28 protein-coding genes and 1 other RNA gene are annotated in these 25,879 nt (G+C 64.4%); 12 read left to right on the top strand and 17 right to left on the bottom strand.

From position 1 onward, the window contains the following. Positions 1-217: a transfer-messenger RNA gene (gene ssrA / locus RSW2DRAFT_RS17570) on the top strand; the annotation flags it as partial. A gap of 33 nt (positions 218-250) precedes the next feature. Here the strand turns inward: ssrA and RSW2DRAFT_RS15385 are convergent. The 8 genes from RSW2DRAFT_RS15385 to RSW2DRAFT_RS15350 all read right to left on the bottom strand — a co-directional run bounded on the left by RSW2DRAFT_RS15385 (position 251) and on the right by RSW2DRAFT_RS15350 (position 6,089). Beyond that, positions 251-1,327, bottom strand: a complete 1,077-nt coding sequence (locus tag RSW2DRAFT_RS15385; protein WP_008032595.1) for a tyrosine-type recombinase/integrase — start codon at positions 1,325-1,327, stop codon at positions 251-253. Further along, positions 1,320-1,484, bottom strand: a complete 165-nt coding sequence (locus RSW2DRAFT_RS15380) for a helix-turn-helix transcriptional regulator (protein ID WP_232209701.1) — start codon at positions 1,482-1,484, stop codon at positions 1,320-1,322. Before RSW2DRAFT_RS15380 ends, RSW2DRAFT_RS15385 begins: the two co-directional genes overlap by 8 nt. A gap of 77 nt (positions 1,485-1,561) precedes the next feature. Next, complete coding sequence (locus RSW2DRAFT_RS15375; RefSeq protein ID WP_008032593.1) at positions 1,562-1,777, bottom strand: phage head-tail joining protein; 216 nt, start codon at positions 1,775-1,777, stop codon at positions 1,562-1,564. Further along, positions 1,777-3,537, bottom strand: coding sequence for a prohead protease/major capsid protein fusion protein (locus RSW2DRAFT_RS15370; RefSeq protein WP_008032592.1), 1,761 nt, complete (start codon positions 3,535-3,537; stop codon positions 1,777-1,779). Before RSW2DRAFT_RS15370 ends, RSW2DRAFT_RS15375 begins: the two co-directional genes overlap by 1 nt. Beyond that, positions 3,534-4,862 carry a phage portal protein gene (locus RSW2DRAFT_RS15365; RefSeq protein ID WP_008032591.1) on the bottom strand — a complete coding sequence of 443 codons (1,329 nt, stop codon included), beginning with the start codon at positions 4,860-4,862 and terminating at the stop codon, positions 3,534-3,536. The genes RSW2DRAFT_RS15370 and RSW2DRAFT_RS15365 overlap by 4 nt, the downstream gene beginning before the upstream one ends. Next, entirely contained in the window at positions 4,862-5,419 is a 558-nt protein-coding gene (locus RSW2DRAFT_RS15360; protein WP_008032590.1) for a hypothetical protein, read from the bottom strand. Before RSW2DRAFT_RS15360 ends, RSW2DRAFT_RS15365 begins: the two co-directional genes overlap by 1 nt. Before the next feature lie 71 nt (positions 5,420-5,490). Beyond that, positions 5,491-5,805, bottom strand: coding sequence for a hypothetical protein (locus RSW2DRAFT_RS15355; RefSeq protein WP_008032588.1), 315 nt, complete (start codon positions 5,803-5,805; stop codon positions 5,491-5,493). 2 nt (positions 5,806-5,807) lie between these two features. Continuing rightward, the gene (locus RSW2DRAFT_RS15350) at positions 5,808-6,089 is read right to left on the bottom strand and encodes a hypothetical protein (RefSeq protein WP_008032585.1); all 282 of its coding nucleotides are present in this window, start codon (positions 6,087-6,089) and stop codon (positions 5,808-5,810) included. 81 nt (positions 6,090-6,170) lie between these two features. Between RSW2DRAFT_RS15350 and RSW2DRAFT_RS17565 the strand changes: the two genes are divergently transcribed. Together RSW2DRAFT_RS17565 and RSW2DRAFT_RS15345 are read left to right on the top strand one after the other, a co-directional pair. Further along, a complete protein-coding gene (locus RSW2DRAFT_RS17565; RefSeq protein WP_008032582.1) occupies positions 6,171-6,407 on the top strand; it encodes a helix-turn-helix domain-containing protein in 237 nt (78 codons plus the stop codon). Further along, positions 6,404-6,664, top strand: coding sequence for a hypothetical protein (locus RSW2DRAFT_RS15345; protein ID WP_008032580.1), 261 nt, complete (start codon positions 6,404-6,406; stop codon positions 6,662-6,664). Before RSW2DRAFT_RS17565 ends, RSW2DRAFT_RS15345 begins: the two co-directional genes overlap by 4 nt. Before the next feature lie 26 nt (positions 6,665-6,690). Here RSW2DRAFT_RS15345 and RSW2DRAFT_RS15340 read toward each other — a convergent pair whose 3' ends face one another. The 5 genes from RSW2DRAFT_RS15340 to RSW2DRAFT_RS17275 all read right to left on the bottom strand — a co-directional run bounded on the left by RSW2DRAFT_RS15340 (position 6,691) and on the right by RSW2DRAFT_RS17275 (position 11,341). Then, the gene (locus tag RSW2DRAFT_RS15340; protein WP_008032577.1) at positions 6,691-8,469 is read right to left on the bottom strand and encodes a phage terminase large subunit family protein; all 1,779 of its coding nucleotides are present in this window, start codon (positions 8,467-8,469) and stop codon (positions 6,691-6,693) included. Then, on the bottom strand, positions 8,456-8,947 hold the full coding sequence (locus tag RSW2DRAFT_RS15335) for a hypothetical protein (RefSeq protein WP_008032575.1): 492 nt from the start codon (positions 8,945-8,947) through the stop codon (positions 8,456-8,458). The genes RSW2DRAFT_RS15340 and RSW2DRAFT_RS15335 overlap by 14 nt, the downstream gene beginning before the upstream one ends. Positions 8,948-9,039: 92 nt before the next feature. Further along, on the bottom strand, positions 9,040-9,315 hold the full coding sequence (locus RSW2DRAFT_RS18100; protein WP_008032573.1) for a hypothetical protein: 276 nt from the start codon (positions 9,313-9,315) through the stop codon (positions 9,040-9,042). A gap of 300 nt (positions 9,316-9,615) precedes the next feature. Then, positions 9,616-10,704 (bottom strand): AAA family ATPase, encoded by a 1,089-nt coding sequence (locus RSW2DRAFT_RS15330; protein WP_008032571.1) that lies wholly within the window; start codon positions 10,702-10,704, stop codon positions 9,616-9,618. Beyond that, on the bottom strand, positions 10,697-11,341 hold the full coding sequence (locus tag RSW2DRAFT_RS17275; protein WP_156790760.1) for a hypothetical protein: 645 nt from the start codon (positions 11,339-11,341) through the stop codon (positions 10,697-10,699). Before RSW2DRAFT_RS17275 ends, RSW2DRAFT_RS15330 begins: the two co-directional genes overlap by 8 nt. 22 nt (positions 11,342-11,363) lie before the next feature. Between RSW2DRAFT_RS17275 and RSW2DRAFT_RS15320 the strand changes: the two genes are divergently transcribed. The 8 genes from RSW2DRAFT_RS15320 to RSW2DRAFT_RS15290 all read left to right on the top strand — a co-directional run bounded on the left by RSW2DRAFT_RS15320 (position 11,364) and on the right by RSW2DRAFT_RS15290 (position 19,245). Further along, positions 11,364-12,530 (top strand): efflux RND transporter periplasmic adaptor subunit, encoded by a 1,167-nt coding sequence (locus tag RSW2DRAFT_RS15320; RefSeq protein WP_008032568.1) that lies wholly within the window; start codon positions 11,364-11,366, stop codon positions 12,528-12,530. Positions 12,531-12,535: 5 nt separating this feature from the next. Further along, complete coding sequence (locus RSW2DRAFT_RS15315) at positions 12,536-14,467, top strand: MacB family efflux pump subunit (RefSeq protein WP_008032566.1); 1,932 nt, start codon at positions 12,536-12,538, stop codon at positions 14,465-14,467. Positions 14,468-14,529: 62 nt separating this feature from the next. After that, positions 14,530-16,542, top strand: coding sequence for a chromate efflux transporter (gene chrA, locus RSW2DRAFT_RS18770; RefSeq protein ID WP_332250916.1), 2,013 nt, complete (start codon positions 14,530-14,532; stop codon positions 16,540-16,542). Positions 16,543-16,617: 75 nt separating this feature from the next. Further along, positions 16,618-17,082: an SspB family protein gene (locus RSW2DRAFT_RS15305; RefSeq protein ID WP_008032562.1), complete on the top strand. Its 465-nt coding sequence runs from the start codon at positions 16,618-16,620 to the stop codon at positions 17,080-17,082. A gap of 96 nt (positions 17,083-17,178) precedes the next feature. Then, positions 17,179-18,573: a class II fumarate hydratase gene (gene fumC, locus RSW2DRAFT_RS15300; protein WP_008032560.1), complete on the top strand. Its 1,395-nt coding sequence runs from the start codon at positions 17,179-17,181 to the stop codon at positions 18,571-18,573. A gap of 3 nt (positions 18,574-18,576) precedes the next feature. Further along, entirely contained in the window at positions 18,577-18,750 is a 174-nt protein-coding gene (locus RSW2DRAFT_RS17555; RefSeq protein ID WP_008032559.1) for a DUF4169 family protein, read from the top strand. Beyond that, a complete protein-coding gene (locus tag RSW2DRAFT_RS15295) occupies positions 18,747-18,962 on the top strand; it encodes a ribbon-helix-helix domain-containing protein (RefSeq protein WP_008032557.1) in 216 nt (71 codons plus the stop codon). The genes RSW2DRAFT_RS17555 and RSW2DRAFT_RS15295 overlap by 4 nt, the downstream gene beginning before the upstream one ends. Positions 18,963-19,014: 52 nt before the next feature. Then, on the top strand, positions 19,015-19,245 hold the full coding sequence (locus RSW2DRAFT_RS15290; protein ID WP_008032554.1) for a hypothetical protein: 231 nt from the start codon (positions 19,015-19,017) through the stop codon (positions 19,243-19,245). A gap of 49 nt (positions 19,246-19,294) precedes the next feature. Here RSW2DRAFT_RS15290 and RSW2DRAFT_RS15285 read toward each other — a convergent pair whose 3' ends face one another. The 3 genes from RSW2DRAFT_RS15285 to RSW2DRAFT_RS15275 all read right to left on the bottom strand — a co-directional run bounded on the left by RSW2DRAFT_RS15285 (position 19,295) and on the right by RSW2DRAFT_RS15275 (position 22,707). Continuing rightward, positions 19,295-20,659 (bottom strand): cytochrome P450, encoded by a 1,365-nt coding sequence (locus tag RSW2DRAFT_RS15285; protein ID WP_008032553.1) that lies wholly within the window; start codon positions 20,657-20,659, stop codon positions 19,295-19,297. Continuing rightward, complete coding sequence (locus RSW2DRAFT_RS15280) at positions 20,656-21,894, bottom strand: SoxR reducing system RseC family protein (protein WP_008032551.1); 1,239 nt, start codon at positions 21,892-21,894, stop codon at positions 20,656-20,658. Before RSW2DRAFT_RS15280 ends, RSW2DRAFT_RS15285 begins: the two co-directional genes overlap by 4 nt. Before the next feature lie 63 nt (positions 21,895-21,957). Further along, the gene (locus RSW2DRAFT_RS15275; protein WP_008032549.1) at positions 21,958-22,707 is read right to left on the bottom strand and encodes a cytochrome c biogenesis CcdA family protein; all 750 of its coding nucleotides are present in this window, start codon (positions 22,705-22,707) and stop codon (positions 21,958-21,960) included. A gap of 115 nt (positions 22,708-22,822) precedes the next feature. Between RSW2DRAFT_RS15275 and RSW2DRAFT_RS15270 the strand changes: the two genes are divergently transcribed. Next, positions 22,823-23,089 (top strand): sulfurtransferase TusA family protein, encoded by a 267-nt coding sequence (locus RSW2DRAFT_RS15270; protein WP_008032548.1) that lies wholly within the window; start codon positions 22,823-22,825, stop codon positions 23,087-23,089. Positions 23,090-23,120: 31 nt separating this feature from the next. On the opposite strand, the gene RSW2DRAFT_RS15265 is transcribed toward RSW2DRAFT_RS15270, so the two are convergent. Further along, the gene (locus tag RSW2DRAFT_RS15265) at positions 23,121-25,733 is read right to left on the bottom strand and encodes an Rne/Rng family ribonuclease (protein ID WP_008032546.1); all 2,613 of its coding nucleotides are present in this window, start codon (positions 25,731-25,733) and stop codon (positions 23,121-23,123) included. Positions 25,734-25,879 lie beyond the last annotated feature (146 nt).

Genomic DNA, 25,879 nt, shown 5'->3' with positions numbered 1-25,879 from the left:
GGGAGGGGGCCGAAACAGGATCGACGAACGTCTAAAGGGGCCAGCTTTCGCTCGGTGAGCCACCACCGTTATCGGTGCAAAATGTACAGTTGCCAATGACAACCGTGCTCCGGCAATGGCTCTGGCTGCGTAAGCAGTTCGAGTCGCCGAAACTAAGTCCTTGGGCTTAGCAGCTCAAGGCGGGGTCCGCAGGCACCTGGCAACAGAAGCCTGCACTCTAATTTCCGATCCGTAACATCCTGATTTTGCATCATTCCTGTTTTCCACTTTTCCACGGTTTTACAGGCTGCTTGGTTTCGCGTTCTCGGATTTCCCTCAGAACAGCCTGCCCGCTAGCCTTCCGGTCCGAGTGACGGCAGTAGTGCTCCACCATCTCAACCGACATTCCGACCATGTCCGAGATTTGCAGGGCGGAGTATCCGCCGACCCTCAGCCGGATCACCGCGTTTGCGCGCAGCCCGTGCGGAACCGCTCCGGCTAGGATCGGGTGCTTGGCCCGTTCCGCGTCGAAGGCCTTCCACATTTGATTCGTGCTGAAAGGCTTGCCCGCGCTTTTGCCGATTTCCTGCAAAAGGTAGGGCCCAAGCCGCCGCTCCCACGTCGCCATTTCCGTTTCGAGTTCCGCAAAGATCGGGCACCACGGCTTCACGCCGGTCTTCTTCTGTCGAAGGCTGAAACCGCCGTCATCCACATCACCGGGATTGAGCCGCACCACATCGCTGATCCGCTGCCCTGTGTAGCGGGACAGGAAGTAATAACGCCGCAGTGGCCCGGTGAAAGTCTGTTCCGCAAAGGCAAGTTGCGCCTCAGTCCAAGGCTCATGCCCAGCACCCTTTTCGAAGCGGTGGACGCCTTTCGTCGGATCATGCGCCAGCAGGTCAACCGGCCCGTTCGCCCACCGGCAGAGCGCCTTGAGCGCATCCAGGACGTTGTTTGCGGCACCAGGGCGTTCGGCCCCAATCTTGCGGATCAGGGCATCAACGTGCTTCGGGCGCAGATCGCGCGCGGGCAGATCGCCCCAAGCCTTGCGGCTCGGTTTAAGGTTTCGCCGGTATTGTTCCTGCGTCCCCTTGGACAGCTTGCGCTGTAGCGTCGGCCAGGCTCCCTCATAGGCGTCGATCAGCGCGCCCACAGTATCGGTCGGGGTCGGGCCGAACGTGCCCTGCGCCTGGCGCACGGCGTTCCAAAACTCGGGGGTCTGCGGTTTGTCGGGCAGGCGGATGCGTTCGCCTTGATGCGGGGTTCCCCGGCCTTCCTGATAATAAAAATAGTCCCGCCCGCCTGATATGACGTGATGGACGTGGCGGGGTAGCGATATCTTAGACATTTTTCAGCCCTGCCATGAATTTATCATCTTCGCCGCCGCCCTGCGGCTTCATGGACGCATCCACGGCAGCCCAACACCAGCGAAGGGAGCCGCCTAGCTTGATCGGCTTGGGCAACAATCCGCGCTTAGTCAAATCGTCAACTGTGCTCTCGCTCATGTCCAGTTCCGCCGCCAGGGTTGCCTTGGAGGGGTAAGCCGGGGGGCGATCACCAGTCAGGGCACGGCGGGCTGCCATCACAGGCCTTTGGAGCTTGAGAAAAGAACGACCCCTGTGCGGGTCATTGAGGCGCGACGGATGCGCGCCTCAATGTCGTTGATTGCGGCGGTCATTTCCGCATCGGACTTATATTCGACCCGCTCAGTGTCCATCTGAACACTGCGCACGCCCCGCGCTCGCGCCCGGATCAGCTCGTCGCGCAGGGCTTCCAGTTCTCCGGGTTCAAGTGCCATCAGCCCACCCGATACCAGCCGCGATGGTCAATCCAGCCGCAGCCGAAGTCCAGCCGGACCTTGATCTGGACCCCGTCCACTTCGAAGCCGGCGCGAGTTTCGATCTGCGGGCCGGGCGCGCCTTCCAGATAGGCGTATTCCAGCCCGTCAATCGTCGCCGGATCGGCCAGCACATACCACTGCGTTCCCGAGGTCAGGCGGGGTTCGACCACCAGAGTCAGATTGGCGAAGGGGTTGGCATCTGCGGTTTTCGTGGCGGCGATGGTGGCAAGCGTTTGCTCGCCCAGCGTTTCCAGTTCGGGCGGCACCAGCAGATATTTCGGAACAACGTCGATCAGTGCGCCGGAAAGCCCGGTCTGTTTGCGCATGGCCAGACGGGCAGCGGAAAGCGAGGTCACTGACAGTTCTGCGGTGGCGGCAAGGTTGCCATGGTCAGCGTGAAACACGGCAACCGCGTCGCTCATGGCCGGGTTGCTGGCAACTTTGGCTGTGAGCTGCGCCGCCTCGAACACAGCGGCAGCGGTGCCCATCATGGCCGGAACGCGGGTAAAAGCCCCAAGATCGTCGTTCACCAGCGCCTGCCGCGAGATTGCGAATATCTTGCCGAAGGTGGCCAAGCTGTAGGATTCGGCGGATTCGTCAAGCGTGCCGTTCTTGAATTCACCGCCCTCTGGCACCTTTTCCAGTTCCGATGCTTCGCCCATCATGATGGACCTCTTGGCGCGGAAGTCGCGAGCGGTGGTCTGCCGCGCAAGGGTGCGGACGCCGGACGCAGGGGCCGCATAGGCGCGGCGCAGCTCGCGCCCCACCGCATCGCCCAGGATCAGCGGGAAGTCGGACGTGCTGTGCAGCGCGCGGGTTATCAGCGTCTCGCTGGTCATGGCGAGGGTCGAGACGCCCCGCAGGTGCAGGACTTCGCGCGCCACGTCACCGATGCTGCGCCACGCCCACGGGCGGGCCGCTTCGGACAACTGGTGCTCAGGGTGCGAACGGGCGAAAATCGCCTCACCCGCCCGCGTGGCAATCACAGCCGGGTCGGTGTTATCGGCGGTGATGACCGCCCGCGTGGTGCGGGTCTGGGTCTGTGCGCTGCGCGTCTGCATCGCGGCAAAGGCCGCGGCACGGGCCGCATCGGGTTCGGCCTGCGCGTCGATCTGGGCGTCGGCCCAATCGCGGGTCAAGCCTGCGGTTTCAGCGATGCTGCGAATCTCGGCATTCGTCTGGGCGCGGGTCAATACCGCGCCGTTGTTGGCCGACTGATCGGCCGTCTGCGTTTCGACTTCCATTTGATGCTCTCCTGCTCGGAAGTGTGCCCCTGCGTCGGCCGGGACGGGAACGATGGAAACCTCGAGTGGCGTCCACCGGGTTGCGGTGCGGATGCGGCGTTCGCCGTCCCGCGTCTCTTTCCATTCGGCAACCGTGTAGCCGATGGACAGGCCGCGCAGCGTTCCTTCGCCGATATCTGTCAGAACGGATTGCGCGGCGTCGTTGCTGCGAAACTTGATGCGGACCCAAAGGCCCTCCGCGCGCAGCTCGGCGGCTTCGACAACCCCGAGCTGATCTTCGATAGAACCGGCGCGGTGAGCGTTCAGGACAGCCGATCCGATCAGGCGCGACAGGTCAGCGCCGCGCAGGTCCAGGCGTTCGACAAAGCCCGGCCTTGCCGTGTCGGCTCCGGTCGAAACTATGGCTTCAACGGTCCGGCTAACTTGGTCGAGGCTTTTCGGGCGCGGTGTCAGCGCGCGAAGATGAATGGTCATTCCTGCCCCCCTTGAGCCGCGCGGCGCGCGTCGGCTGCAATCTCTTCGTCCAGTTCGTCAATGTCGCGCCCACGCCCGGCCACCACCTCTTGCCGGGATTTCAGGCCTGCCGCGATTGCGGCAACCTCTGCGTCAACCTCGTTTTGCGGATCGACCCACTGCCAGCCCGGTGCCACAAACCGCACGGCGTGGTAGTCGGCCAATGCACCGGCGTCGGACGGAATCAGCCCGGCAAGCGCCTGGGTGTCGATCCAGCGCCGCCAAAGCGGACGCAAGTATTGCGCCCGGATCAGTGCACCTTGCAGCATTTCGGCGCGCCGCCTGAATTCCAGCAGGCCAACACGGGCGGACGAATAGTTGGCTTCGCCCAGATCGCCTGTAAGCGCCTCGAAGGTCACGCCTGCCCCAGCGGCAATCTCGCGGTCCTGGGCGCGCAGGAAGTCCACCGCCTGGGCAAGACCCTGACCCGGCTGCGAGAACGTCACATCAGCGCCGGGGGGCAGAATACGCATTGCGCCGGGTTCCAGGGCGACGTTGATCGCTGCGCCGCTGGTGTCGCCGTCCAGACCCGCCGCGCCGCCCTCGGGGTCGCGCACAAATCCGGTGATCAGGCTTTGGGTTTTCAGGCTCATCAGCATGGCATCGGAAGCCGCGTCGCGGTCGGCCAGCTTCAACAGCACCGGGGCCAGCCACGACAGGCCGCGCACCTGACCGGGGAAAAGCAGGTCGAACACATGCAACATGTCAGCAGCCGGGATGCGCAGCGCCTGACCGAAGACCGCAAAGGGCGCGCCGGGGGCTTCGCGCAAGACGTGATAGGCCACCACCCGGTCGGATGCGTCGAATTCGACGCCTGCCACGATCCGGGCACCGTTGCCAAGCTCGCGCGACAGCGAAGCATCCACCTGATCAGCCGGGATGAGTTTCAGCCGCAGCGCGCCAGTCTCTTCGATGATGATTTGCACAAAGGCTTCACCGTCGCGCACCAGTGCCCGCGCCAGCGCAATAAGAATCGGGTTGGCCAGTTCTTCAAAGGCTTCATTCAAGGCGCGCCGGATCGCGGAGTCGGAGTGTTTGGAACGAGTTTGCCAGCCTTTGCCGACAAGCGCCGCGACCCATGTTTCCACCAGGCGGTTGCCGTAGGGGGTGTTGATGTAAAGTCCAGTTGCCCGCGCCTTCGTCACGCCACGCGCCGCAAGAGCCGATTGCTGCGGCATTCCCAGCAGCGGCGTTCCATCCCAGCGCCGCCCGCCGCCGCCCGCTTCGATCTGGCGTTTGGATACGGAGTCCGTGACGCGAAACATGAGGCGGGAGAAAAAGCCCATCAGATTGCCTCGGAAAAATCGCTGCCTTCCGGCAGCCCGTGTTCAAAGGCGCGACGGCGCACAAACGCGGCGGCGCGCGAGGCGTTGGCGAGGAAAGTCCGCACCGGCGATGCGCGCAGCCCCTGATACTCGCCCTCAGCCTTGGCAGTTTCCGCGCTCAACCAGTCGCCAAAGTCGCTGATCGGGCCAAAATACCATGAGGAAAACCGATAGGGCGTGCCTTTAGTCGGCCTGTGTTCGAAGATCACGACACCGGCCCACAGGTCCGGTTGGGCGATAGTGTTCAACGGGTGCCTCTCGGCATAGCCCATCGCGTTGGTGATGACTTTGGGGACGTAGGACGGGGCGAGTCCGCCCAACTGATCATCGCCCGTGCCTTCGCCGCCAATCATGTCGAGCGTCAGCCGCAGGCGAAAAGCGTCGTCGAGCGTGAAGTCGGACCAGCCCCCCTCTTCTGACTGCCCATCGGTCCAGAACGGCAATTGATCGCGCTGTTTCAGGACTTTGTAGCGCGGCGCGTCGATATCGGCGCAGTAAAGCATCGCGGCACGTTTCATTGGCATGTCTCCAAAATGGTATCACTTGATGCTAATCTGCGCCGATCACCAAAGGGTGTCAAGAGATACCTTTATGGCGCCTCAGCTATTCCCGCCCTCGCCACCAACCGATGTGTCTCCTCAAGCCGTTCGATCTTCCATTGCAGCGCGGCGCAAAGGTCGCGCTGCAGCCACACAAGCGCGCCCATTTGCTCTCTGGCGTGAACATCGGACGTGCCACTGGCCATGACTTTCATCCAAGCATCCGCGACACATTCGGCGACTTGCGTCAGTGTGCCTGCGTCGAGGATTGCCGCAGAAAGGTCAAAGTTCTTGAACGAGACTGGCAGGTCTTCGATTGCAACAAAGCCGGGGGCAATTTGTGTATGGGCTGTTTGGTCGGCCATGGTCACAGGTTCCCTTCAATCGGCCTAAGCGCCTCATATCGGGCGATGCAGGTTTTCAGGCGCTGCTCCAGAGCAGACGTAGTGCCAGACAGGGCGTCTCTCGCATTCCGGTCATCACTTTTGAAGAGCGGGACCTGATCGAAGTGATTTTTGATCATCTTCAAGCAGGCGATCATTTCCTTCATGTCGCCAAGTGCAAACTCTAGGTCTTGCAGAAGGTGGAGGAAGGTCGGTTCGGCAGACAAGCCAAGATCGTTCCCCGGGGCTGGGGGTTTGGTGGTCATAATGTTCTCCGTTGCTGAGACAGTATATTTTCTATAACCTAGCCAAGCCATCAAGACAATAGAAAAACTACAAGGTTGAACATGACGCCCGCACAGTCCAGAGCAGCCCGCGCGATGATTGGACTTTCCCAAGAGGAAATAGCGAAGGCTTCCGGGGTCGGCATTCAAACCCTGATTGCCTTTGAAAGCGGGAAGCGCCAGCCCTACGCCCGGACACTGGACGCTATCCGTGCCGCCCTCGAGGCATCTGGCGTCGTGTTCCTGCCAGAGAATGGAAACGGCCCCGGTGTGGCATTAAGAAAGGAACATAAGCAATGATGTCAGAGGAAGCCCGGCTCATCCTCTCAACGCTAAATATGAACCTTGAGGCAAAGGCACTAGTTTCGCGCCAAGCTTTTCAGATCCTTCTGCAAGTGATTGAGCAGACCACGGATCAGACAGTCCGCCCTGCCGTTTTAAAGGCATTTCACAAACTGCGCGAAAGCAGCAGCCTCCTAAGTGACGAGGAAGGCGATTTCCGCGATTTAGTAGCTGAAGAAGTGATGGGCTACATTGACGATCTAACTGACGACTAAGGCCGGGCGCACCTACCCGATTCCGCTCACCTTTTCATCCATTGCGAGGTCAGCACCGGCGCAGGACGCGCCACCGGCTGCGCGCCTGCTACCAGCTCGGCCCGCCGTGCGTCCCAATCCGGGTTGACGATCTGGCGCGCGGCGATGGCATACACCAGGCAGTCCAGCGCCTCGGCCCGCCGCCCTGGGATGCGTTCGAAGTTGCGCACCGGCTGACCGCGCCGGTAGCGCAGCACCGCCCGCTCGCTGGCCACCTGTTCATGCCAGACGCGAGGCAGATCGGATGACAGCCGCATGGATGCGCCGCGCGACAGCCGGGCAAACACCATCGTCTTGATCGTGTCCACTCCGACAATCCACAGCCGCGCGCCGGTCTTGGTTTTCGATCCAGCCCTTTCGATCATCGGACGGTTGCCCGGTGCGCCCTTGATGGCCATGATGCGCCGCCGCGTCCTGGGCGCGGCAAAAGCCGTGACGCGGTGCATGGTCGTGCCGTCGCCCGCGTCCACCGCCACCGCGTCCACCCCGATCCGCCCGCCCAAGGCGTGCGGGAAGCGGGTGCGCAGCAGCTCGTCCAGCTCTTGCCATGTTTCATCCGCATCCCAAGCGCCCCAGATCACCCGGTGCCCCAGCACAAAGGCAGCACCGCCTTCGGCCCAGCCGATGAACGTGCATTCAAGGCGGTCATGCTGCACGTCCACCCCAGCAGTAACGGCCAACGCATCGGCAGGCACCGCGCCCAGCCCGAACGCCTCGCCGCGTGCCGCCATTTCATCGTCGGCCAATTCGTCGCCTTCGCCGCGCCAGCCCTGACCCAAGATCGTGTTGACGAAGGTTTGAAGGGTCGAGGGATCATCCTTCGCGGTCACAAATTCCGCCGCCAGCCGCGCCCAGGACGCGTTGCTGTGCAGGGAAACCAGGGCATTCAGGCGAAAGCCCGCGTGACCGCGAACTTCGGGCCGCGTCGCGCGCCAGACACCTTGCGCGACCATGGCGGGCTTGTGGCGTTCCGCCACCTCTTCTCGGCAATGGGGACAGCGCCAACGTGCCGATTCCGGCGCGCCGTCATCCCAGATGATCTGGTCCCATAGAATCTCCGAAAGCGCGCCGCAGCCTGGGCAAGGAACCTCGAACACCCGCCCGTCAGACTGCGCCCAGGCGCGCAGGACATGGCTTGTGTCTTCGTGCACCGGGGTCGATCCAAGCACGATCTTGCGGTCGGGGAACGACAGGGTGCGGCGTTCGGCCAACAGAATTGGCGACCCTTCGGCGGTTGCCTCCATGCCGTCCACTTCGTCCATGAACAGGATACGCACGTTGTGCCGTCGCAGGTTTCGGGGTGCTTTCGCTGCCACCACCTTCAACGATCCACCAGGGAACCGGCGCGACAACAGCGTGTTGCGCTCGCCCTCTTCATCGTCGCGGGTCAGGGCATCCGCCACCGCCCGACTTGCGCCGAAGATCGGTTCAATATCTGACACCACATAGTCGCGGCAGTCCGCTTCGGCGGGAAGCAGGCACAGAATTGGTGCAGGGTCATTGGCGATGAAGGAAGCCACGGCAGAGGTCAACAACGTGGTGAAGCCGACCCGCACCGGCTTGACCAGCGTTACTCGTTCCACCATCGGATCACCGATGGCGTCGGCAATCTCGCGCTGGAATGGCCACAACCGCACGGGGCCGGGCTGTGCGCTCAGGCCCTCGGGCAGAGTGATGTTGCCCTCGATCCAATCCGAAAGGCGCAACCTGGGCGGGGGAAGCAGAGCGCGCCGGGCGCGAACGGCCACTTCGTCAAGCGTCGCCATTGGCCAACTCCGTCAAGGCGTCGCGCAGCTCGCGGTCGATCTGCTCCACGTCACCCGGTGCAAGGTGCAGCCCCTGGCGCAACCGTGACGGGACGGCAAGGATGCGGGCGCGCACTTGGCGCAGCGTGTCCGCCCAAGCCCGCTCAACTTCGGCTGCCGGGACCAGCTCCGCGCGCAGGGCGGCGTTCTTCATTTCCTGCGCCTCGGCCTGCGCCCGCGACAGCCGCGCCCGTTCGCCAGTGAGGTTAAGCGCCTGTTCTTCGCTACCCCAACCCGCCGCGATGCCACGAAGATGCATGACATAGGCCCGCACGGTCGCCTCGAGGTCGTAAGCATCGTGCCCCAGATGCACCGCGATGCCGCGTTTTTTCAGGTCGGTCAGCGCCCCGGACGATAGGCTCAGAAGGGCGCAAAGGTCCTTGCCGCCTATCCGGTGCAGCCTTTCGCCGTCCAAAGCCAGTTCGTCCAGGATGCGCAATCTCTTATCCCCTTGATTTTATTTGCACAGCTTCAACTGTCGGGGCGCGAATTACCCGCATAGGGGGTGCCCGGGAAGGACCCGCGACATGATCAGGCTCTTCCGGCAGGTGCTGCGAATGCAAGAGACGCAGCGGCAGCCGATGGCAAGTCGTGGATGCGAGCGGCAGCCCGCTTGCAGGCTTCCGCCGTTGCAGGTCCGCCAAGATGCTCGGTCATCGCCGCCACAATCTCGGCGTGGCAACCGGCGAGGATGATATCCCAGGGGACACCGGCTTCGCTGTGAAGGGCTGCGATCTGAGTGCGCAGATAGTCCGCCACTTTGATTGCAACAGTCGTCTTGGCTTCGATGCGCTCTTGGTTTGTCATGGTCTAATCCTCCGTGCTTGGGCGCTCAACGTGTGGCTTGCTTTGCCAGCAGGCGAAGCTGGTGTTCGATCTCGCTCTTCTCGGCGTGGTAGCTTTCGGGGTCGCGGTGCGACGGGGCCAGCCGCCGCACCCTCTGGGCAAGGTCTGACAGCCGATCTGAAAGCCGGGATTGGTCTGGGTCGGGATAAATGGGATATCCCCCCTTTAGGGGGGTATCCCGTTCATCCCGCCCTATCCCGGCTTTACGGGCCAACGGGATAAAGCGGGATATCCCGCATGTATCCCGGTTATCCCGCGCGGTCATGTCAGCCACCACACATCGTCAAAGCAGCGTGCCAAGTCCTTTTTCAGCAGCGCCTCTTTCGCCTGCGAGAAGGTCTTGCGCTCCGATTCCGGTTGCACGCCTTCGAACAAGCCATGCGTCGCGCAGGCTTCTTTCCAATGGTCTGCCGTGACACTGCGACACGATGGATAGTCCGGCCCTTGCCGGGTCAATCCGTGACGCTCAAGCGCCGTCTGGAGCGCCTGCAAGGCAATCATAGCCTTGCCGGTCACTTTAGCCCGCGTCGGCTTCTCGCCGCCCGCCGCCCGCTCCACTACGCATGTCGTCACGTCGTCGCCGTCACGATCCTGACCCATGGCCACTTGCCGCAGCACATAGGGGAAAGTCTTGCCCACCGGCATGTCGCGTTGCTTCGTCGCTTTCGCCTCGATGACGTCTTGTCCTGCCTCCTTTGTCAGTTCGATTTCGGTGTCGATCGCCGCGCGCAGTGAGCTGTGACCGCGCGCGCCCTGGGCGGCATTCTTGCCCATGTGGTGAATCAGCATGACATGCGCACGCGTCCGCTCTTTCAGCAGATCGACTGCGGCAATCAGCTTGCCCATGTCCTGAGAAGAATTTTCGTCGCCGCCTGTCATGGCGCGGGCAAGTGTGTCAATCACCACCAGCCCGACAGGGCCATGGGTTGCTGACAAGTCGAAAAGCGCCTCACAAAGAAAGGTCGAGTCCTTTGCCTTGTCCAAGAATGACAGCGGCATTTTCAGCACCCAGAATTCGGGCGCATCCAGCGCCTTCACACGCAGGTCGAATTGCGCGCCGCCTTCCAGGGTGATGTAGATGACCAAAGCTCGCCGCACCTTGGAACCGGCCCAAGGACGCCCTGATGCAACAGCCTGCGCCATGTCCAGGGCGAGGAAGGTCTTGCCAACATTCGGCTGCCCATACATGACGCTGATCGAATTCGGCGCAATCCAGCCCTTTATGAGATAGTCGGGATCGGTATCCACTTCGATGTGGCTGGCGTGCGTAAACTGCCCGAATATCTCTTGGGCGCGCTTGCCCCGCTTGACCTTCATCGGCGTCACATTGGCAAACGGATCTTCACTCATTGCCGCTGCCCCCGACCGCGTAGGCAAGAAAGCGGGCGCGGTCATCCGCCCCAAGGCTCTTCCACAGTTGAAAGAACAGGCGCTTGCGCATGTCGCGGTGCATTGCCAGATCGCCAAGCCGCTCCAGCGTTGCGCGCATGACAGCCATCAGTTCAACCGGCGTGGCGATGCTGGCCCACCACTTCGCATCCTCTTCGGCACAGACGAAGAGCGAACCTTGGCCGGGATTGCCTGCAGACAGGTCGATAAGCGCGGCGGTCATGATCTGCGCAGCGTCGTCGGGATGCGCGTCCGCAATGGCCTCGGCAAGCTGCGATGCCATCGCCGCCCGCATCTTGATGTCTTCCAGGGCAAGGCTGATGGAGCCTCGCACCGCGCCGGGGTTTTCGTTTTCGGGCGTGCCGGAAACCGTTTTACAAGATGCCAGTCCGTTCCCGTGCCGTTCACGAATGTTCCGGGTATCGCTGTAAATCGCATCCGCTTGATATGCCGACACAAGCGCCGTGTCAGGCAAAAGCCTGCACTTTCCCCCCTTTTCGGTGTGATACGGGTTTGCCAGTGGCAAATATCGGGAAAGACGAGCGAAAATCCTGATCTGTGCAACGGAACTGCCGCGCTGGCGCGTTATACTGGACAAAAGCTTTGCGAGGTTTGGCCGGATGAGAAAAGCATGGATAGCAGGCGCCGTGGCGCTGGTGCTGGCGGGCGGCGTTTACGGCTGGACGCTGTGGCGCGCCGATACCGCCACGGCGGTTCCGGCGACGGTGGCGGTGACGCTGGGCACGGTGGAAAAGACCGTGCTGGCCTCGGGGGTGATCGAAGCGGCAAGTCTGGTGTCGGTGGGCGCGCGGGTGTCGGGGCTGGTGGAAACCCTGGCCGTCAGCCTGGGCCAGCAGGTGCAGGCCGGGGATCTGATCGCGCAGATCGACAGCATGAACCAGCAGAACGCGGTGTTGCAGGCCGAAGCGGATCTGGCGCAGATCGAGGCCGATATCGTGGCCAAGGACGCCTCGATCCATGCCGCACAACTGGTCTATGACCGCGCGCTGAACCTGAACGAAAAGAACCTGTCCAGCACCGAGTCGCTGGAGGCCGCGCAGGCGGCGCTGGCGGTGGACAAGGCGGGGATGCTGTCGCTGCAGGCCAAGAAGGCCCGCGCCGAGGTGACCATCGCCTCGGCCCGGCTGGAACTGCAACGCACGAAGATCACCGCCCCGATTGCCGGCACCATCGTCGCCATCGTCACCAGTGCCGGCCAGACGGTGAACGCAGTCCAGGCCGCCCCGGTGATCGTCAAGATCGCGGTGCTGGACCGCATGGTGGTGAAGGCCGATATCTCCGAGGCCGACGTGGTGCAGGTGGCCCCCGGCCAGGGCGTCAGTTTCACCCTGCTGGGCGAGCCGGACGTTGCCTATGCCGCGACCGTGCGCGCCATCGAACCCGCCCCCGCCTCGATCAAGGACAGCGACGAGATCGCCACCGATCAGGCGATTTATTACAAGGGGTTGTTCGATGTGGATAATCCCGAGGGCAAGCTGCGCATCGGCATGACGGCGCAGGTGTCGATCCTGATCGACCGGGCCGAGGGCGTGCCGCTGATCCTGTCGTCGCAACTGGGGCCGCTGGAAAGCGACGGCCGCCACGTCGTGCAGGTCTATGACCCCGCCACCGGCACCACCACCGCCCGCGCCGTCCGGGTCGGGTTGAACAACAACATCCAGGCCGAGATCCGCGAGGGCCTGAAGGTGGGTGAACTGGTGGCGGCGCCGTCCTCGACCACCGTCGCGCCCACGTCCACCCGCAACGGCCCACCGATGGCATTGTGACCGCCATGTCGTTGATTTCATTACAGGGCATCGGCCGCGAGTTTCTGGCAGGCGACGAGCATATCGTGGTGCTGGACGGCATCACGCTGGACATCGACGCCGGCGAGATGGTGGCGATCATCGGCGCCTCGGGGTCGGGCAAATCGACGCTGATGAACATTCTGGGCTGTCTGGACCGGCCGACCTCTGGCACCTACACCTATGCCGGGCAGGACGTGGGCGAATTGGACGGCGAAGACCGGGCGCGGCTGCGGCGCGAGCATTTCGGCTTCATCTTCCAGCGCTACCAACTGCTGCCCGATCTGGATGCGCGGGCCAATGTCGAGGTTCCGGCGGTTTACAAGGGCACCTCACGGCGCGACCGCAAGCTGGCGGCCACGACGCTCTTGACCCAGTTGGGCCTTGGCGACCGCATGGACCACCGCCCCAACGCCCTGTCGGGGGGGCAGCAGCAGCGGGTCTCGGTGGCGCGGGCGCTGATCAACGGCGGCGAGGTCATTCTGGCCGACGAACCCACCGGCGCGCTGGACACCAAGGCCGGCGCCGACCTGATGGCGCTGCTGGCCCAGTTGCACAGCCGCGGCCACACCCTGATCATCGTCACCCACGACCCCGATGTGGCGGCACTGGCCAACCGCATCGTGGAGATTCGCGATGGCCGCATCGTTTCCGACACCCGCAAGACCGTGGCCAGCCCCGCCGACAGGCTGGTGATCGCGGAATCCCGCGACGGTCGCGGCGGCACGTTCGACCGTATCACCGAGGCGTTCAGCATGGCCACCCGCTCGATGAACGCCCACCGGCTGCGCACCTTCCTGACCATGCTGGGCATCATCATCGGCATCGCCTCGGTGGTCTTGGTGGTGGCGCTGGGGGCGGGCAGCAAGCAGAAGGTGCTGGAGGATATCTCGTCGATCGGCACTTCGACCATCTCGATCCGCGCCGGCACCGGCTTTGGCGACCGGCGGGCCGAGGCGATCACCACGCTGGTGCCCGCCGACGCCACGGCGCTGGCCAGCCAGCCCTATGCGGTGTCGGTCTCGCCCTCGGTCAACACCAATGCCATGCTGAACTACCGCAGCGTATCAACCGCGGCACAGGTGCAGGGGGTGGGCGGCGGCTATTTCGACCTCGCTTCCTATGACGTGACCGAAGGTCAGGTGTTCGGTGACGATGCGATCAGCCGCCGCGATCAGGTGGCGGTGATCGACACCGACACCGCCACCACGCTGTTCACCAGCGGCGAGGCGGCCACCGGATCGGTGATCCTGCTGGGCCGGGTGCCGGTGCGGGTGATCGGCGTCGTGAAGAACTCTGGCGCCAGTTTCGGGCCGCAGACGCTGAAGGTCTTTGTGCCCTACACCACGGTGTCCAGCCGGATCACCGGCAAGGACAGCATTGATTCGATCTCGGTCAAGATCGACGACGCCTACGGCACCAGTGCCGCCGAGGCGCTGATCACCGATCTGATGATCCAGCGCCACGGCGTGCGGGATTTCTTTCTGACCAACTCGGACACCATCCGCGAAACCATTGAAAGCACGGCCTCCTTGCTGACCATGCTGGTGTCGGCCATCGCGGTGATCTCGCTGATCGTCGGCGGCATCGGGGTGATGAACATCATGCTGGTGTCGGTGACCGAGCGCACCAAGGAGATCGGCGTGCGCATCGCCGTGGGGGCGCGCAGTTCCGACATCGTGATGCAGTTCCTGATCGAGTCGATCCTGGTCTGCCTGCTGGGCGGGATATTGGGGGTGGGGCTGGCCTGGGGGGTGGCGCTGATCGCCAGCGCCTTCCTGCCGTTCAAGCTGGTGTTCTCGCTGACCGCGGTGCTGGCGGCCTTTGCCTCATCCACCGTGATCGGCATCGCCTTCGGCTTTCTGCCCGCAAGGTCGGCCTCGAAGCTGGACCCGGTGGTGGCGCTGTCGCGGGAATGAGCGGGCGGTTGCAAGGGCGCGGGCTTGGGCTACAGTGGGGCCTTGTCCTGAAGGGGAACCGCATGAGATTTCTGATCGCCACCGCACTGGCGCTGACGCTGGGCCTGCCCGCGCTGGCGCAGGAGGAATCGCTGGCCAAGCTGGGGCCGAACGCGGTGCCGGTCACCGCCGACAACGGCTGGCTGCGCAACAACCCTGCGCCGGATTACTGGGCCTTCAACCCCTTCGTGAAGCCGCAGGTCACCACCTCGGCCTGTTCGGTGGCCGCCATCACCGCGGCGCTGAACGGCCTGAGCGGATTGCCGGCAAAGTCGGAAGACACGGTGATGACCCAGCAGCAATTGCTGGACCTGACCGCCAATGCCGACTGGGCCAAGCTGTCCGCCGAGGGCGGCGACGGCGTGACCTTCGATCAGCTTGTGGGCTTTGCCAAGGCGGCGCTGACCGCCCGGCAGATGGCGGATTACAAGGTGGACGCCTTCCACCCCGCCGTGGCCGATGCCGAAGCGGGCAAGACCATGCGCGCGCTGCTGACCGCCAACGAAGCCTCTGCCACCGATGCGCTGCTGGTCTATTTCAACCAGGGCGTGGTGACCGGCGACTGGGACGGCCCGCATGTGGCGCTGATCGGTGCCTATGATGCCACCGCCGACCGGGTGCTGGTGCTGGAGGTCGATCAGGAGTGGTATATCCCCCTACTGGACCCCGGCCGAGGTGTTGCTGGCCGCCATGCTGAAACCCGCCCCCGCCGATCAGGGCGTGCTGGCGGGGCAGACCGGCGGGCTGGTGCGTATCGGCAAATGACGGTGTCGCTGGCCGATCTGGGCCGGGTGTTCGGCCGCATCGGTCTCGTGTCGTTCGGCGGCCCTGCGGCGCAGATTGCGCTGATGCACCGCGAGCTGGTGGACTCCCGCCGCTGGCTGACCGAGGCGGAATTCCTGCAAGCCCTGTCGTTCTGCATGTTGCTGCCGGGACCAGAGGCCATGCAACTGGCCACCTGGTGCGGCTGGAAATTGCAAGGCCTGCGTGGCGGGCTGCTGGCGGGGCTGCTGTTCCTTGGCCCAGGTGCTGTGCTGGTGCTGGGTCTGGCGATGGCCTATGCCGCCTGGGGCCAGATGCCACTGACGGCGGCGCTGTTTGTCGGCGTGCAGGCCGCCGTGGTGGTGATCGTGTTCGAGGCGCTGCTGCGGGTGTCGCGCCGGGCGCTGAAGACCCGGGCACACTGGGCCATCGCCGGGCTGGCCTTTCTGGCGCTGTTCGCCTTTGACCTGCCGTTTCCGCTGGTGCTGCTGGCGGCGGCAGGGGCCGGGGCGCTGCTGGGGGCGGCAAAGCCGCCTGCCGATCGCCCGCCGCCCCTGCCCTCGCCGCCCGGCCTGTGGCGCCAGACCCTGCGCACGGCGCTGATCTGGACAGCCCTTTGGCTGCTGCCGCTGGCGCTGCTGTGGCTTTGGCCGGGCGGGTTGCTGCTGCAGATCGGCCAGTATTTTGCCAAGCTGGCGCTGCTGACCTTCGGCGGCGCCTATGCGGTGCTGGCCTGGATGGCGCAGGCGGTGGTGGCCGACCTGGGCTGGCTGCAGCCGCGGCAGATGATCGACGCGCTGGGGTTGGCCGAAACCACGCCGGGGCCGCTGATCCTGGTGACCGAGTTCGTGGCGTTTCTGGCAGCTCAGCAGCAGGGCGGCATGGCTTACGGGATGGCGGCGGCGCTGCTGACGCTGTGGGTGACCTTCGTGCCCAGCTTTCTGTTCATCTTCACCGCCGCCCCGCACCTCGCGCGCCTGATGGCGGTGCCGCAACTGGCCGCGGCGCTGGCGGGCATTACCGCGGCGGTGGTTGGGGTGATTGCCAACCTCGGGCTGTGGTTTGCCGCCCATGCCGCCTTTGGCCGGGTGGGGCACTGGTCGGCAGGCCCGCTGCATCTGATCGCACCGGATCTTTCCAGTCTGAACCCGGTCAGCCTGGGGCTGAGCCTGCTGGCCCTTTGGCTGCTGGGGCGGTGGCACTGGGGCATCCTGCCGACGCTTGGCCTTTGCGCCCTGCTGTCGGGCGGAATATCGCTGCTGGCCATCGCCTGAGATTTGGCCGCAACCGCCCCCTTCCTTTCGGCAAGCGGCGCTCCTATGGTAAAGCTGTGGACGAACAGGTGAAGCATGACGCAATCCATTGATTACGGAAATCTGATGCACCGCGCGATGCGCGGGCTGATCCAGTCGGTGCTGGCCGATGTGGCCCGCGACGGCCTGCCCGGGGCGCATCACTTCTTCATCACCTTCGACACCACCCACCCGGATGTGCAGATCGCCAAATGGCTGCACGACCGCTATCCGGCGGAAATGACCGTGGTGATCCAGCACTGGTTCGAAGACCTGATCGTGACCGACAAGGGCTTTTCCATCACCCTCAATTTCGGCAACCAGCCCGAACCCCTGGTGATTCCCTTTGATTCATTGCTGACCTTCGTTGACCCCTCGGTCGAGTTCGGTCTGCGATTTGAACCGCAGGGCGATGCCGAGGATGACGAGGACGAGGCCGGCGATATCGACGATGACGACGACGAACCCGAGGCAAAGCCGCATGCCGCCGAAGTGGTCAGCCTGGACAAGTTCCGCAAGTAGCTGCGGCGTGGCGTCTCACGGTATGCCACGGTATGCCAATTGATTTCGCAAGCCTGACGGCCTAGAACGGCGCCAACCCATTCAGGAGTTTGCGCCATGACCAACACCCGCACCGAAACCGACAGCTTTGGCCCGCTGGAGGTGCCTGCCGACAAGTATTGGGGGGCGCAGACCCAACGCTCGATCCAGAATTTCCCGATCGGCTGGGAACGTCAGCCGGTGGCGATCATCCGCGCCCTGGGCATCATCAAGAAAGCCTGCGCGCTGGTGAACATCGACCAGGGCGATATTTCTCCGGAACTGGGCAAGGTGATCGCCGCGGCGGCGACCGAGGTGATCGACGGCAAGTTCGACGACAACTTCCCGCTGGTGGTCTGGCAGACCGGCTCGGGCACCCAAAGCAACATGAACGCCAACGAGGTGATCTCGAACCGCGCCATCGAGATGCTGGGGGGCGTGAAGGGCTCGAAAAAGCCGGTGCATCCGAACGACCATGTGAACATGGGGCAAAGCTCGAACGACACCTTCCCCACCGCCATGCATGTGGCCATCGGCATGATGGCGCGCGACGTGCTGCTGCCGGGGCTGGAAAAGCTGCATGCGGCATTGGTCGACAAGGTGGTGGATTTCAAGGACATCATCAAGATCGGCCGTACCCACACCCAGGACGCGACGCCCTTGACGCTGGGGCAGGAGTTTTCCGGCTATGCGCATCAGGTCAGTCAGGGGATCTTGCGCATCCACAAGGTGCTGCCCGAGATTTACGAACTGGCGCAGGGCGGCACCGCGGTCGGCACCGGGCTGAACACCCGCGTCGGCTGGGACAAGCGGGTGGCGGCGAAGATCGCCGAAGTCTCGGGCCTGCCTTTTGTGACCGCACCGAACAAGTTCGAGGCGCTGGCGGCGCATGACGCGATGGTGATGTTCTCGGGTGCGCTGAAAACCGTCGCGGTCAGCCTGTTCAAGATCGCCAACGACATGCGCCTGCTGGGGTCTGGCCCGCGCTCGGGTCTGGGCGAGTTGATCCTGCCGGAGAACGAGCCCGGCAGTTCGATCATGCCGGGCAAGGTCAACCCGACGCAAGCCGAGGCGCTGACCATGGTCTGCGCGCAGGTGATGGGCAATGACGCGGCGGTGGGATTTGCAGGCAGTCAGGGGCATTTCGAGCTGAACGTCTACAACCCGATGATGAGCTACAACGTGCTGCAATCCATGCAGCTTCTGGGCGATGCCGCGGGGTCTTTCACCGACAACATGGTGAAGGGCACGCAGGCCAACCTGCCGCGGATCGACAAGCTGATGAAGGAAAGCCTGATGCTGGTGACGGCACTGGCCCCCACCATCGGCTATGACGCCGCGACCAAGGTCGCCAAGACCGCGCATCACAACGGCACCACCCTGCGCGAGGAGGCGATTGCGCTGGGCTATGTCGATGCCGAAACCTTCGACCGCGTGGTGCGGCCCGAGGACATGATCGGCCCCAAGGGCTAGGCCATGGGCGATCTGGTCAACCTGAACAAGGCGCGCAAGGCCAAGGCGAAGGTAGCGGCCAGGGCGCAAGCGGCTGAAAATACGGTGAAGTTCGGCCTGACCAAGGCCGAACGCGAGGCCGAGGCGGCACGGGCCGAAAAGGCGAAGCGCGATCTGGACGGGCACGAGCGGGAATGACCGGGCGACCCGAAAAGCACTCGCTGACCCTGCACGGCCACCGCACCTCGGTATCGCTGGAGGCCGAGTTCTGGCGCGCCTTCCGCGACATCGCCGCCCTGCGCGGCGTTCCGGTCAACGCGTTGGCGGTCGAGATCGACGAGGCGCGGCAGGGCGATATCGGGTTGGCATCGGCGATCAGGCTGTTCGTGCTGCGGCATTATCGCGGTTAACCACGGTTTAACCATGCCGCGGCAGGATGGGGCAAACCGCAGGGAGGAGCCCATGACCGAACTTGCCGAAATCGTGACGCCCGAACAATGGCTGCGCCATATCTTCAGCGCCCGCGCCGCAGCCGAAGGCGGCATCGTGCGCCGCAAGGTGCGGGACGTCGAACGCCTGCTGGGGCGGCAGAATTTCGAACGTGAATTGCGCAGGCGGGGCTTTCACGCCGTGGAAAATGCCGGGCAATTCGTGATCTTCTGCAACAACGAGCCGGTGCGGGTGTTGTGCTGAGTCAAAATCCTTCGAAGGATTTTGCAAAAGTTTTCGAAAACTTTTGCGCTTACCCCCGCGGCCGCAGCCTCAACCAGATGCCGTCTTTCGCCCGCACCGTCAGATGCGCCACCGGCACCGGATCGCGCCCCTCGACCCGCTCGAACCGGAAGGCTTTCAGCAGCAGCGCCAGCAGCAGCGGCCCCTCGGCCATGGCGAAGCTTGACCCCGGGCAGACCCGCTGGCCCACCGAGAACGGGATATAGGCCGACCGCAGCCCGGCGCGACCGTTTTCGGTATCGAAGCGGTCGGGGTCGAACTCGTCCGGTCTGTCCCAGATCCGCTCGTGCCGGTGCAGGTGCCAGGGCGAGATCACGATCTGCGCCCCCGGCGCTATATCGCGGCCACGGAAGGTTTCCGGGCAGGTGCTTTCGCGCACCATCATCGGCACCGGCGGGTAAAGCCGCATCGCCTCGCGGAACACCGCGCGGGCCACGCGCAGCTTGTTGACGATGGAGAAATACGGGATCTCCGGCCCGATCATCTCGTCGGCCTCGGCGGCCAGCCGGTCCTGCCATTCCGGGTAAAGCGCCAGCAGATACAGCGCCCAGGCCAGTGCCGAGGCACTGGTTTCGTGGCCGGCCAGAAAGAAGATCGCCACCTGATCGACCATCTCGGCGGTCTCGAAGGTCTCGCCCGATACCGGATCGACCGTGGTCATGATCTTGGTGGCCAGATCATCGGGCGCTTTGCCCGCGGCAATCGCCGCAGCGCGCTCGGTGGTCAGGCTGGCGATCAGCGCCCGGATGCGGGTCGCCGTGGCCTTGGTGCGGCGCGAGTGAAAGCGCGGAAACCAGCGCGGCAGCGGCAGGATGGCGCCGATGTTGACGATGGGCTGCGCCCGCTGATGCTCGCGGAACTCGGAAAATACCGCCCCCGCCACCGCATGTTCGATGGGGATGGAAAACAGCGTGCGGAAGATCACATCCGCCGCGGCATGGCTGGTTTGCGCCTCGATTTCAATTGGTTGACCATCGGCCAACCCGCGCAGCCGTTCCACCGCCGCAACCCCGGCATCCCACATCGCCGGGAAGGTGTCGCGCAAGCGGCCTCCCTCGAAGGCCGGGTCGATGATCCGACGCTGGCGTTCCCAGGTCGCGCCATTGGTGATGAACACCGACTCGCCCAAAAGCGGCTTCAGCCCCTCGCGGATGCGGTCGGATTTGGGAAAATCGCCGGGCCGTTCCTTCAGCACCAGATCGACCAGTGCCGGGTCGTTGCACATGTAGCTGCGGAAGAACGGCGTGCGGAACTCGGCCATCCAGGCGCGATACAGCCGCGCCGGTTGCGCCGACAGGATATCGGCGCGGAACAGTTGCAGGTAGCGGCGCAGCGACACCCGGTCGGGGCGAGCAAGGGGCTTGGGAGGTATCATGCCGCCATACTGGTATGCCCGGAGATCGCCCGGTCAATGCGGCTTTTTGACGGCTCCCGCCCGGCGTAGCGCGCGCCCAGCGTGATCGGCCCGGCGGTGATGCGGAAGTAGTCGTAGTCGCCGGGTCGGTCAAAGGCGCAAAGATATTGAAAATGCAGCCGGAAAAACCGCCAGCGCAGTTCCTTCCAGCGCTCCGGGCTGAGCGTCTGGGTGAAGGCCGCCGACATCACCAGCGGCCAGCGTTTGCCGGGCGGCGACACCCCCGAAACCGCCACCGGATCGCACAGCGCAAAGGCGCAGCCGTCGCCCGGCGCCGTGACATCGACCCAGGTCAGTTCCGGCCTGGCCGACAGATAGTGCAGATCGGCGCGCAGCCGCTGCGCCTTTGGCAGGAACGACACCATCGGCACCACCTGCCCCAGCGACAGGAAGGCCAGCGCAGGCCCGCCCGGCGCCAACCCATCGCGGATCAGATCGGCTAGGATCGACACCGCCAGATGCGCGCCAGAAGAATGGCCGACCACCAGCACCTCGTCGAAATCGCCCTGCATCGCCTCGGCAATCGTGTGGCGAAAGGCGGTCATCCGCGCTTCAAGCTCGGGTGGGTTGGCGCCGCCGACCTGTGCGGAATAGGCGTAATCATGCATCAGGTAATAGGCGAAGAACTTGCCATCCTTGCGGCGGAACCAGCGCAGGATCAGCCAGACCAACGCCGCGCCGGCCAGCCCCCCCGGCAGCGGCCCTGCGGCCTCGGGCAGCAGCATCCCGATGCCGATAGCCAGCCCCCAACCGGCCAGAACCGCCACGCCAAGCTGCGCCAGCAGCGCGAAAATCGGGTAAAGGGCGGCAATCATCGGCCCCTTGCGCAGCCGCATCAGCCGGAACAGCGCCCCCGAGGCGATATAGGCCCAGGCGGTGCGCAAAAGTTGCAGGTAAGTGCCGGGAATCGAAGGGTCCATGCTGTCGCGCACGATATCCGACCAGACCAGCACCTCGACATCGGCATCGGCAGCAGCACCTTCGATGCGGGCCGAGACGTGCCAGCCGTAAGGGCCTTTGACCTTTTTCGGTTTCAGTTCAAGCGTGTAGCCCGAAATTTCCGCCTGCGCCGTGCCCTCCTTGCGGTAAAGCTCGCGGTAGCGGCGCGGGTGGATCGGGTCGTAGCCGGGGATGTAGAACACCCGGCGCGAAAACGCCCGCCGAGGTTTGTCGGTGCCGTTGGTATCGGAATCCATGTTCACTCGTCCTGTTCGCCGCGCAAGCCTAGCGCGAAAATCGGGCGGAAAACAGGCGGCGGGTCAGCCAAGCTGGCCAAGGAAGGGCAGATTTTCCAGCAAATACCATGAAAACATCGACATCGCCCCGGTCAGCAGCGCGATGCCCACCAGCAAGAGCAACAGCCCCATGGCCCGCTCGATCAGCTTCATGTGGCGTTTCAGGCGGGTCATCACCCCCATGGCGCGCTCGATGAACAGGGCTGCCAGCAGGAACGGCAGGCCAAGCCCGGCGGCATAGACCGCGAGCAGCAGCGTGCCGCGGGTCAGGCTGGCTTCGGAAGCCGCCAGCGACAGGATGGCGCCCAGTTGCGGGCCGATGCAGGGGGTCCAGCCGAAGGCGAAGGCCAGCCCCAGCACATAGGCGCCCAAGGCCGAACCGCCACGGTCGCCCGCGTCCATCCGCGCCTCGCGGTCCAGAATGGGGATGCGGAACACACCCAGGAAATGCAGCCCGAAGATGATGACCACGGCGCCCGAGGCTTTGGCAAAAATCTCCTGATTTTGCAGGAAAAAGGCCCCGAAAGCCGAGGCGGTGAAGCCGAGGAACAGGAACACCGTCGAAAGCCCCAGCACGAAGAACAGCGCGGGCAGCAGCACCCGGCGGCGGGCGGTGGTGCCGGTCATCTCGCCCATCGAGATGCCGCCCATGTAGGCCAGGTAAGGCGGCACGATCGGCAGCACGCAGGGGCTGAGGAAGGACAGCACCCCGGCCAGCAGCGCCACCAAGAGCGAGGGCAGCAGGGCGGCGTCGATCAGGTCAATTCCGAACATCTGGGCTCCTGTTTTGCACGGTGATAGCGTATCGCTGTGGGGGCGTCACCGGAAGATCGGTCACAATGGCGTGGCGGTGCGGGCGGGAGCCTCCGGCGGGGATATTTGAGAACAGATGAATACCGGAGTTGGGCAAGGCGAGGTGGAACTGGATTGCGAAGGGTTGTTGTGCCCCTTGCCGGTGCTGCGGGCGCGCAAGCGGTTGCTGGCGATGGCGCCGGGGCAGGTTCTGGCGTTGCGGGCCAGCGACGCGATGGCGGCGGTGGACTTGCCGCATTTCTGCGCTGGGGCCGGGCATGAGTTTCTGGGGGCAGAAAGCGTTGGCGCGGTGACCGTTTACCGCATCCGGCGCGGGGCGGACCAGCAAAACGCCGGGGAGTGACCCCCGGCGTTTCGGATTTCAGGCAACAGGTTCAGCGGCCCAGCGACCACCAGCCCTTGCGTTTGGTTTTCGGCTCGCCGGTTTCGGTTTCCGCAGCCTCGGCCTCGGTCGGGTCGGCAACCGGCGGTTCGGCGCGGGCCAGACCGGGGTCGGGTTGCAGCGCCACCGGGGCGGCAGCGGTTTCTGCCACCGGTTCGACGGCAGCTTCGACAGCGGCTTCGGCCACCGGGGCTTCAGCCACGGGCGCTTCGGCTTTCGGCTTGCGCGACCGGCTGGATTTCGGCTTTGCCGGGGCCTCGGTTGCGGGTGCCGCTTCGGCCTCCGCGGCGTCGATCTTGGCCTTGCTGGTTCGCGCCGGTTTCGCCGGAGCCTTGGCGGCACTGTCGCTGGCAGCCCTGGCAGAAGGCTTGCGCGAGCGGCTGACGGTCAGCTTTTTCGGCGCGGCTTCGGCTTCGGCCTCGGCGGGCGCATCAGCGGCTGCGCTTTCGGCTTCGTCGCCGTCTTCCGCTTCGTCGCCGTCGTCGTCGCCATCGTCATCGCCATTGGCGGCCTGATCGGCATCACCGGCAGCCCCCGAACCCGGCTTGCGGCGGCGGCGGCGGCGGCGTTTCTTCTTGCCGGTGCCATCGCCCGCCACTTCGGGGCGCGGCTCGCGGGCTTCGGCCACCGGAGCGGCTTCGACCTCGTCTTCGTCGTCCTCGGGGATATCCTCGTCGATCAGATCGTCGTCGGCCTCGTCCACCGGCGCGCCCATCATCGCGGCATTGCCCGAGATCGCCGCCGAATGGTGTTCCGGCACCACGCGGGTGGCGGTCTTGAACTTTTCGATCAGGTAATCCGGGCTGACCAGCGCCGGATCGGCCTCGATCCGCACCGACATGGCATAGCGCGCCTCGATCAGCGCGATATGCTCGCGCTTCTGGTTCATCAGGAAGTTGATGACCGCAACCGGGCCTTTCAGCAGCACCTCCTTGCTGCGTTTGCGGGTGCCCTCCTCCTCCAGCGCCCGCAGGATCTGCAGCGCAAGCGAGTCGTCCGAGCGGATCAGCCCGGTGCCGTGGCAATGCGGGCAAGGCTGGGTGGTGCTTTCCAACATGCCGGGGCGCAGGCGTTGGCGCGACATTTCCATCAGGCCAAAGCCCGAGATGCGGCCGACCTGAATCCGGGCGCGGTCGGTTTTCAGCTTGTCTTTCAGGCGCTTCTCGACCGAGGCGTTGTTGCGCCGTTCCTCCATGTCGATGAAGTCGATCACGATCAGCCCGGCAAGGTCGCGCAGCCGCAACTGGCGGGCCACCTCTTCGGCGGCCTCCAGGTTGGTCTTCAGCGCGGTTTCCTCGATCGAGCCTTCCTTGGTGGCGCGGCCGGAGTTCACGTCGATCGCCACCAGCGCCTCGGTCACGCCGATCACGATGTAGCCACCGGATTTCAACTGCACCGTCGGGTTGAACATGCCCGCCAGATAGCCTTCCACCTGAAAGCGCGCGAACAGCGGCATCGGTTCGTTGTAAAGCTGCACCGCCTTGGCGTGGCTGGGCATGATCATCCGCATGAAATCCTTGGCGGTGCGGTAGCCCTCGGCCCCCTCCACCAGAATCTCGTCGATCTCGCGGTTGTAGAGGTCGCGGATCGAGCGTTTGATGATGTCGCCTTCTTCGTAGATCGGCGCGGGCGCCATCGAGCGCAGCGTCAGTTCGCGCACCTGTTCCCACATCCGCATCAGATATTCATAGTCGCGGCGAATCTCGGCCTTGGTGCGCTTGGCACCGGCGGTGCGGATGATCAGCCCGGCACCTTCCGGCACCTCGATCTCTTGGGCGATTTCCTTCAGCTTCTTGCGGTCGGCGGCCATGGTGATCTTGCGACTGATGCCGCCGCCACGCGCGGTGTTGGGCATCAAGACGCAGTAACGACCGGCGAGGCTGAGGTAGGTGGTCAGCGCCGCACCCTTGTTGCCGCGTTCTTCCTTGACCACCTGCACCAGCATGATCTGGCGCACCTTGACCACTTCCTGGATCTTGTAGCGCCGGATGCGCGGCTTGCGCGGGGCCTGAATTTCCTCGGCCACGTCTTCTTCGGCGATGGATTCGATCTCGTCATCGGTTTCCGAGGCGTGATCGACGGCGCGGTAGGGCTGTTCGGCCTCGTCATCGCGGCTGACTTCGGCGCGGTCGGCGTTGCGCTGCACGAACAGCGCATCGGCACCGGTTTCCTCGCCCAGATCGACGACATCCATGCCCTCGATCTCGGCGGTCTTCACCGGGTCGGCGGCAACTGCCTCGGCGCGCGGCGCATCGCGGCGCGGGCGCGGGCTGCTGCGGCGCGAGCGGTTGTTGTCTTCGTCATCCTCGGCGCGGTTCAGCGCGCGTTCTTCTTCCAGCAGGGCTTTGCGGTCGGCCACCGGGATCTGGTAATAGTCCGGGTGAATCTCGGCAAAGGCCAGAAAGCCGTGCCGGTTGCCGCCGTAATCGACGAAAGCCGCCTGCAGCGAGGGTTCGACCCGCGTTACCTTGGCAAGGTAGATGTTGCCGGCAAGCTGGCGTTTGTTGACGGTTTCAAAATCGAACTCTTCAACCTTGTTTCCGTCCACCACCACAACCCGAGTTTCCTCGGAGTGCGTGGCATCTATCAGCATTTTCTTGGCCATTGTGTTCCATGGCACCCAGACGCACCGCCCGACCCGGAGAATCCCCCGGCAAGCAGACGACAGACCTGTGGTGACTTGTTCGGGCAGGGCCGCGCCAAAGGGAAAGCGCAGCAGTGCCCGGCGGGCACCTGTCGCTTGTCACCTTG

Origin of the sequence: Rhodobacter ferrooxidans (genome assembly GCF_000176015.1) — a bacterium.
Taxonomy (GTDB): Bacteria; Pseudomonadota; Alphaproteobacteria; order Rhodobacterales; family Rhodobacteraceae; genus Pseudorhodobacter_B; species Pseudorhodobacter_B ferrooxidans.
This window is presented reverse-complemented; position numbering and strand designations above follow the sequence as displayed.

Bases quoted from the DNA above. Each gene is read 5' to 3' on its own strand.
- RSW2DRAFT_RS15280 (WP_008032551.1), bottom strand. From the start codon at position 21,894: ATGGATTCCGATACCAACGGCACCGACAAACCTCGGCGGGCGTTTTCG.
- chrA (WP_332250916.1), top strand. From the start codon at position 14,530: ATGAGATTTCTGATCGCCACCGCACTGGCGCTGACGCTGGGCCTGCCC.
- RSW2DRAFT_RS15330 (WP_008032571.1), bottom strand. From the start codon at position 10,704: ATGAGTGAAGATCCGTTTGCCAATGTGACGCCGATGAAGGTCAAGCGG.
- RSW2DRAFT_RS15380 (WP_232209701.1), bottom strand. From the start codon at position 1,484: ATGAGCGAGAGCACAGTTGACGATTTGACTAAGCGCGGATTGTTGCCC.
- RSW2DRAFT_RS15265 (WP_008032546.1), bottom strand. From the start codon at position 25,733: ATGGCCAAGAAAATGCTGATAGATGCCACGCACTCCGAGGAAACTCGG.
- RSW2DRAFT_RS15360 (WP_008032590.1), bottom strand. From the start codon at position 5,419: ATGAAACGTGCCGCGATGCTTTACTGCGCCGATATCGACGCGCCGCGC.
- RSW2DRAFT_RS15275 (WP_008032549.1), bottom strand. From the start codon at position 22,707: ATGTTCGGAATTGACCTGATCGACGCCGCCCTGCTGCCCTCGCTCTTG.
- RSW2DRAFT_RS15350 (WP_008032585.1), bottom strand. From the start codon at position 6,089: ATGACCACCAAACCCCCAGCCCCGGGGAACGATCTTGGCTTGTCTGCC.
- RSW2DRAFT_RS15305 (WP_008032562.1), top strand. From the start codon at position 16,618: ATGACGCAATCCATTGATTACGGAAATCTGATGCACCGCGCGATGCGC.
- RSW2DRAFT_RS15340 (WP_008032577.1), bottom strand. From the start codon at position 8,469: ATGGCGACGCTTGACGAAGTGGCCGTTCGCGCCCGGCGCGCTCTGCTT.
- RSW2DRAFT_RS15285 (WP_008032553.1), bottom strand. From the start codon at position 20,659: ATGATACCTCCCAAGCCCCTTGCTCGCCCCGACCGGGTGTCGCTGCGC.
- RSW2DRAFT_RS15315 (WP_008032566.1), top strand. From the start codon at position 12,536: ATGTCGTTGATTTCATTACAGGGCATCGGCCGCGAGTTTCTGGCAGGC.
- RSW2DRAFT_RS15375 (WP_008032593.1), bottom strand. From the start codon at position 1,777: ATGGCACTTGAACCCGGAGAACTGGAAGCCCTGCGCGACGAGCTGATC.
- RSW2DRAFT_RS17555 (WP_008032559.1), top strand. From the start codon at position 18,577: ATGGGCGATCTGGTCAACCTGAACAAGGCGCGCAAGGCCAAGGCGAAG.
- RSW2DRAFT_RS15385 (WP_008032595.1), bottom strand. From the start codon at position 1,327: ATGTCTAAGATATCGCTACCCCGCCACGTCCATCACGTCATATCAGGC.
- RSW2DRAFT_RS15365 (WP_008032591.1), bottom strand. From the start codon at position 4,862: ATGGGCTTTTTCTCCCGCCTCATGTTTCGCGTCACGGACTCCGTATCC.
- RSW2DRAFT_RS15370 (WP_008032592.1), bottom strand. From the start codon at position 3,537: ATGACCATTCATCTTCGCGCGCTGACACCGCGCCCGAAAAGCCTCGAC.
- RSW2DRAFT_RS15345 (WP_008032580.1), top strand. From the start codon at position 6,404: ATGATGTCAGAGGAAGCCCGGCTCATCCTCTCAACGCTAAATATGAAC.
- RSW2DRAFT_RS15295 (WP_008032557.1), top strand. From the start codon at position 18,747: ATGACCGGGCGACCCGAAAAGCACTCGCTGACCCTGCACGGCCACCGC.
- RSW2DRAFT_RS15290 (WP_008032554.1), top strand. From the start codon at position 19,015: ATGACCGAACTTGCCGAAATCGTGACGCCCGAACAATGGCTGCGCCAT.
- RSW2DRAFT_RS15270 (WP_008032548.1), top strand. From the start codon at position 22,823: ATGAATACCGGAGTTGGGCAAGGCGAGGTGGAACTGGATTGCGAAGGG.
- RSW2DRAFT_RS15320 (WP_008032568.1), top strand. From the start codon at position 11,364: ATGAGAAAAGCATGGATAGCAGGCGCCGTGGCGCTGGTGCTGGCGGGC.
- RSW2DRAFT_RS15355 (WP_008032588.1), bottom strand. From the start codon at position 5,805: ATGGCCGACCAAACAGCCCATACACAAATTGCCCCCGGCTTTGTTGCA.
- RSW2DRAFT_RS17565 (WP_008032582.1), top strand. From the start codon at position 6,171: ATGACGCCCGCACAGTCCAGAGCAGCCCGCGCGATGATTGGACTTTCC.
- fumC (WP_008032560.1), top strand. From the start codon at position 17,179: ATGACCAACACCCGCACCGAAACCGACAGCTTTGGCCCGCTGGAGGTG.
- RSW2DRAFT_RS18100 (WP_008032573.1), bottom strand. From the start codon at position 9,315: ATGACAAACCAAGAGCGCATCGAAGCCAAGACGACTGTTGCAATCAAA.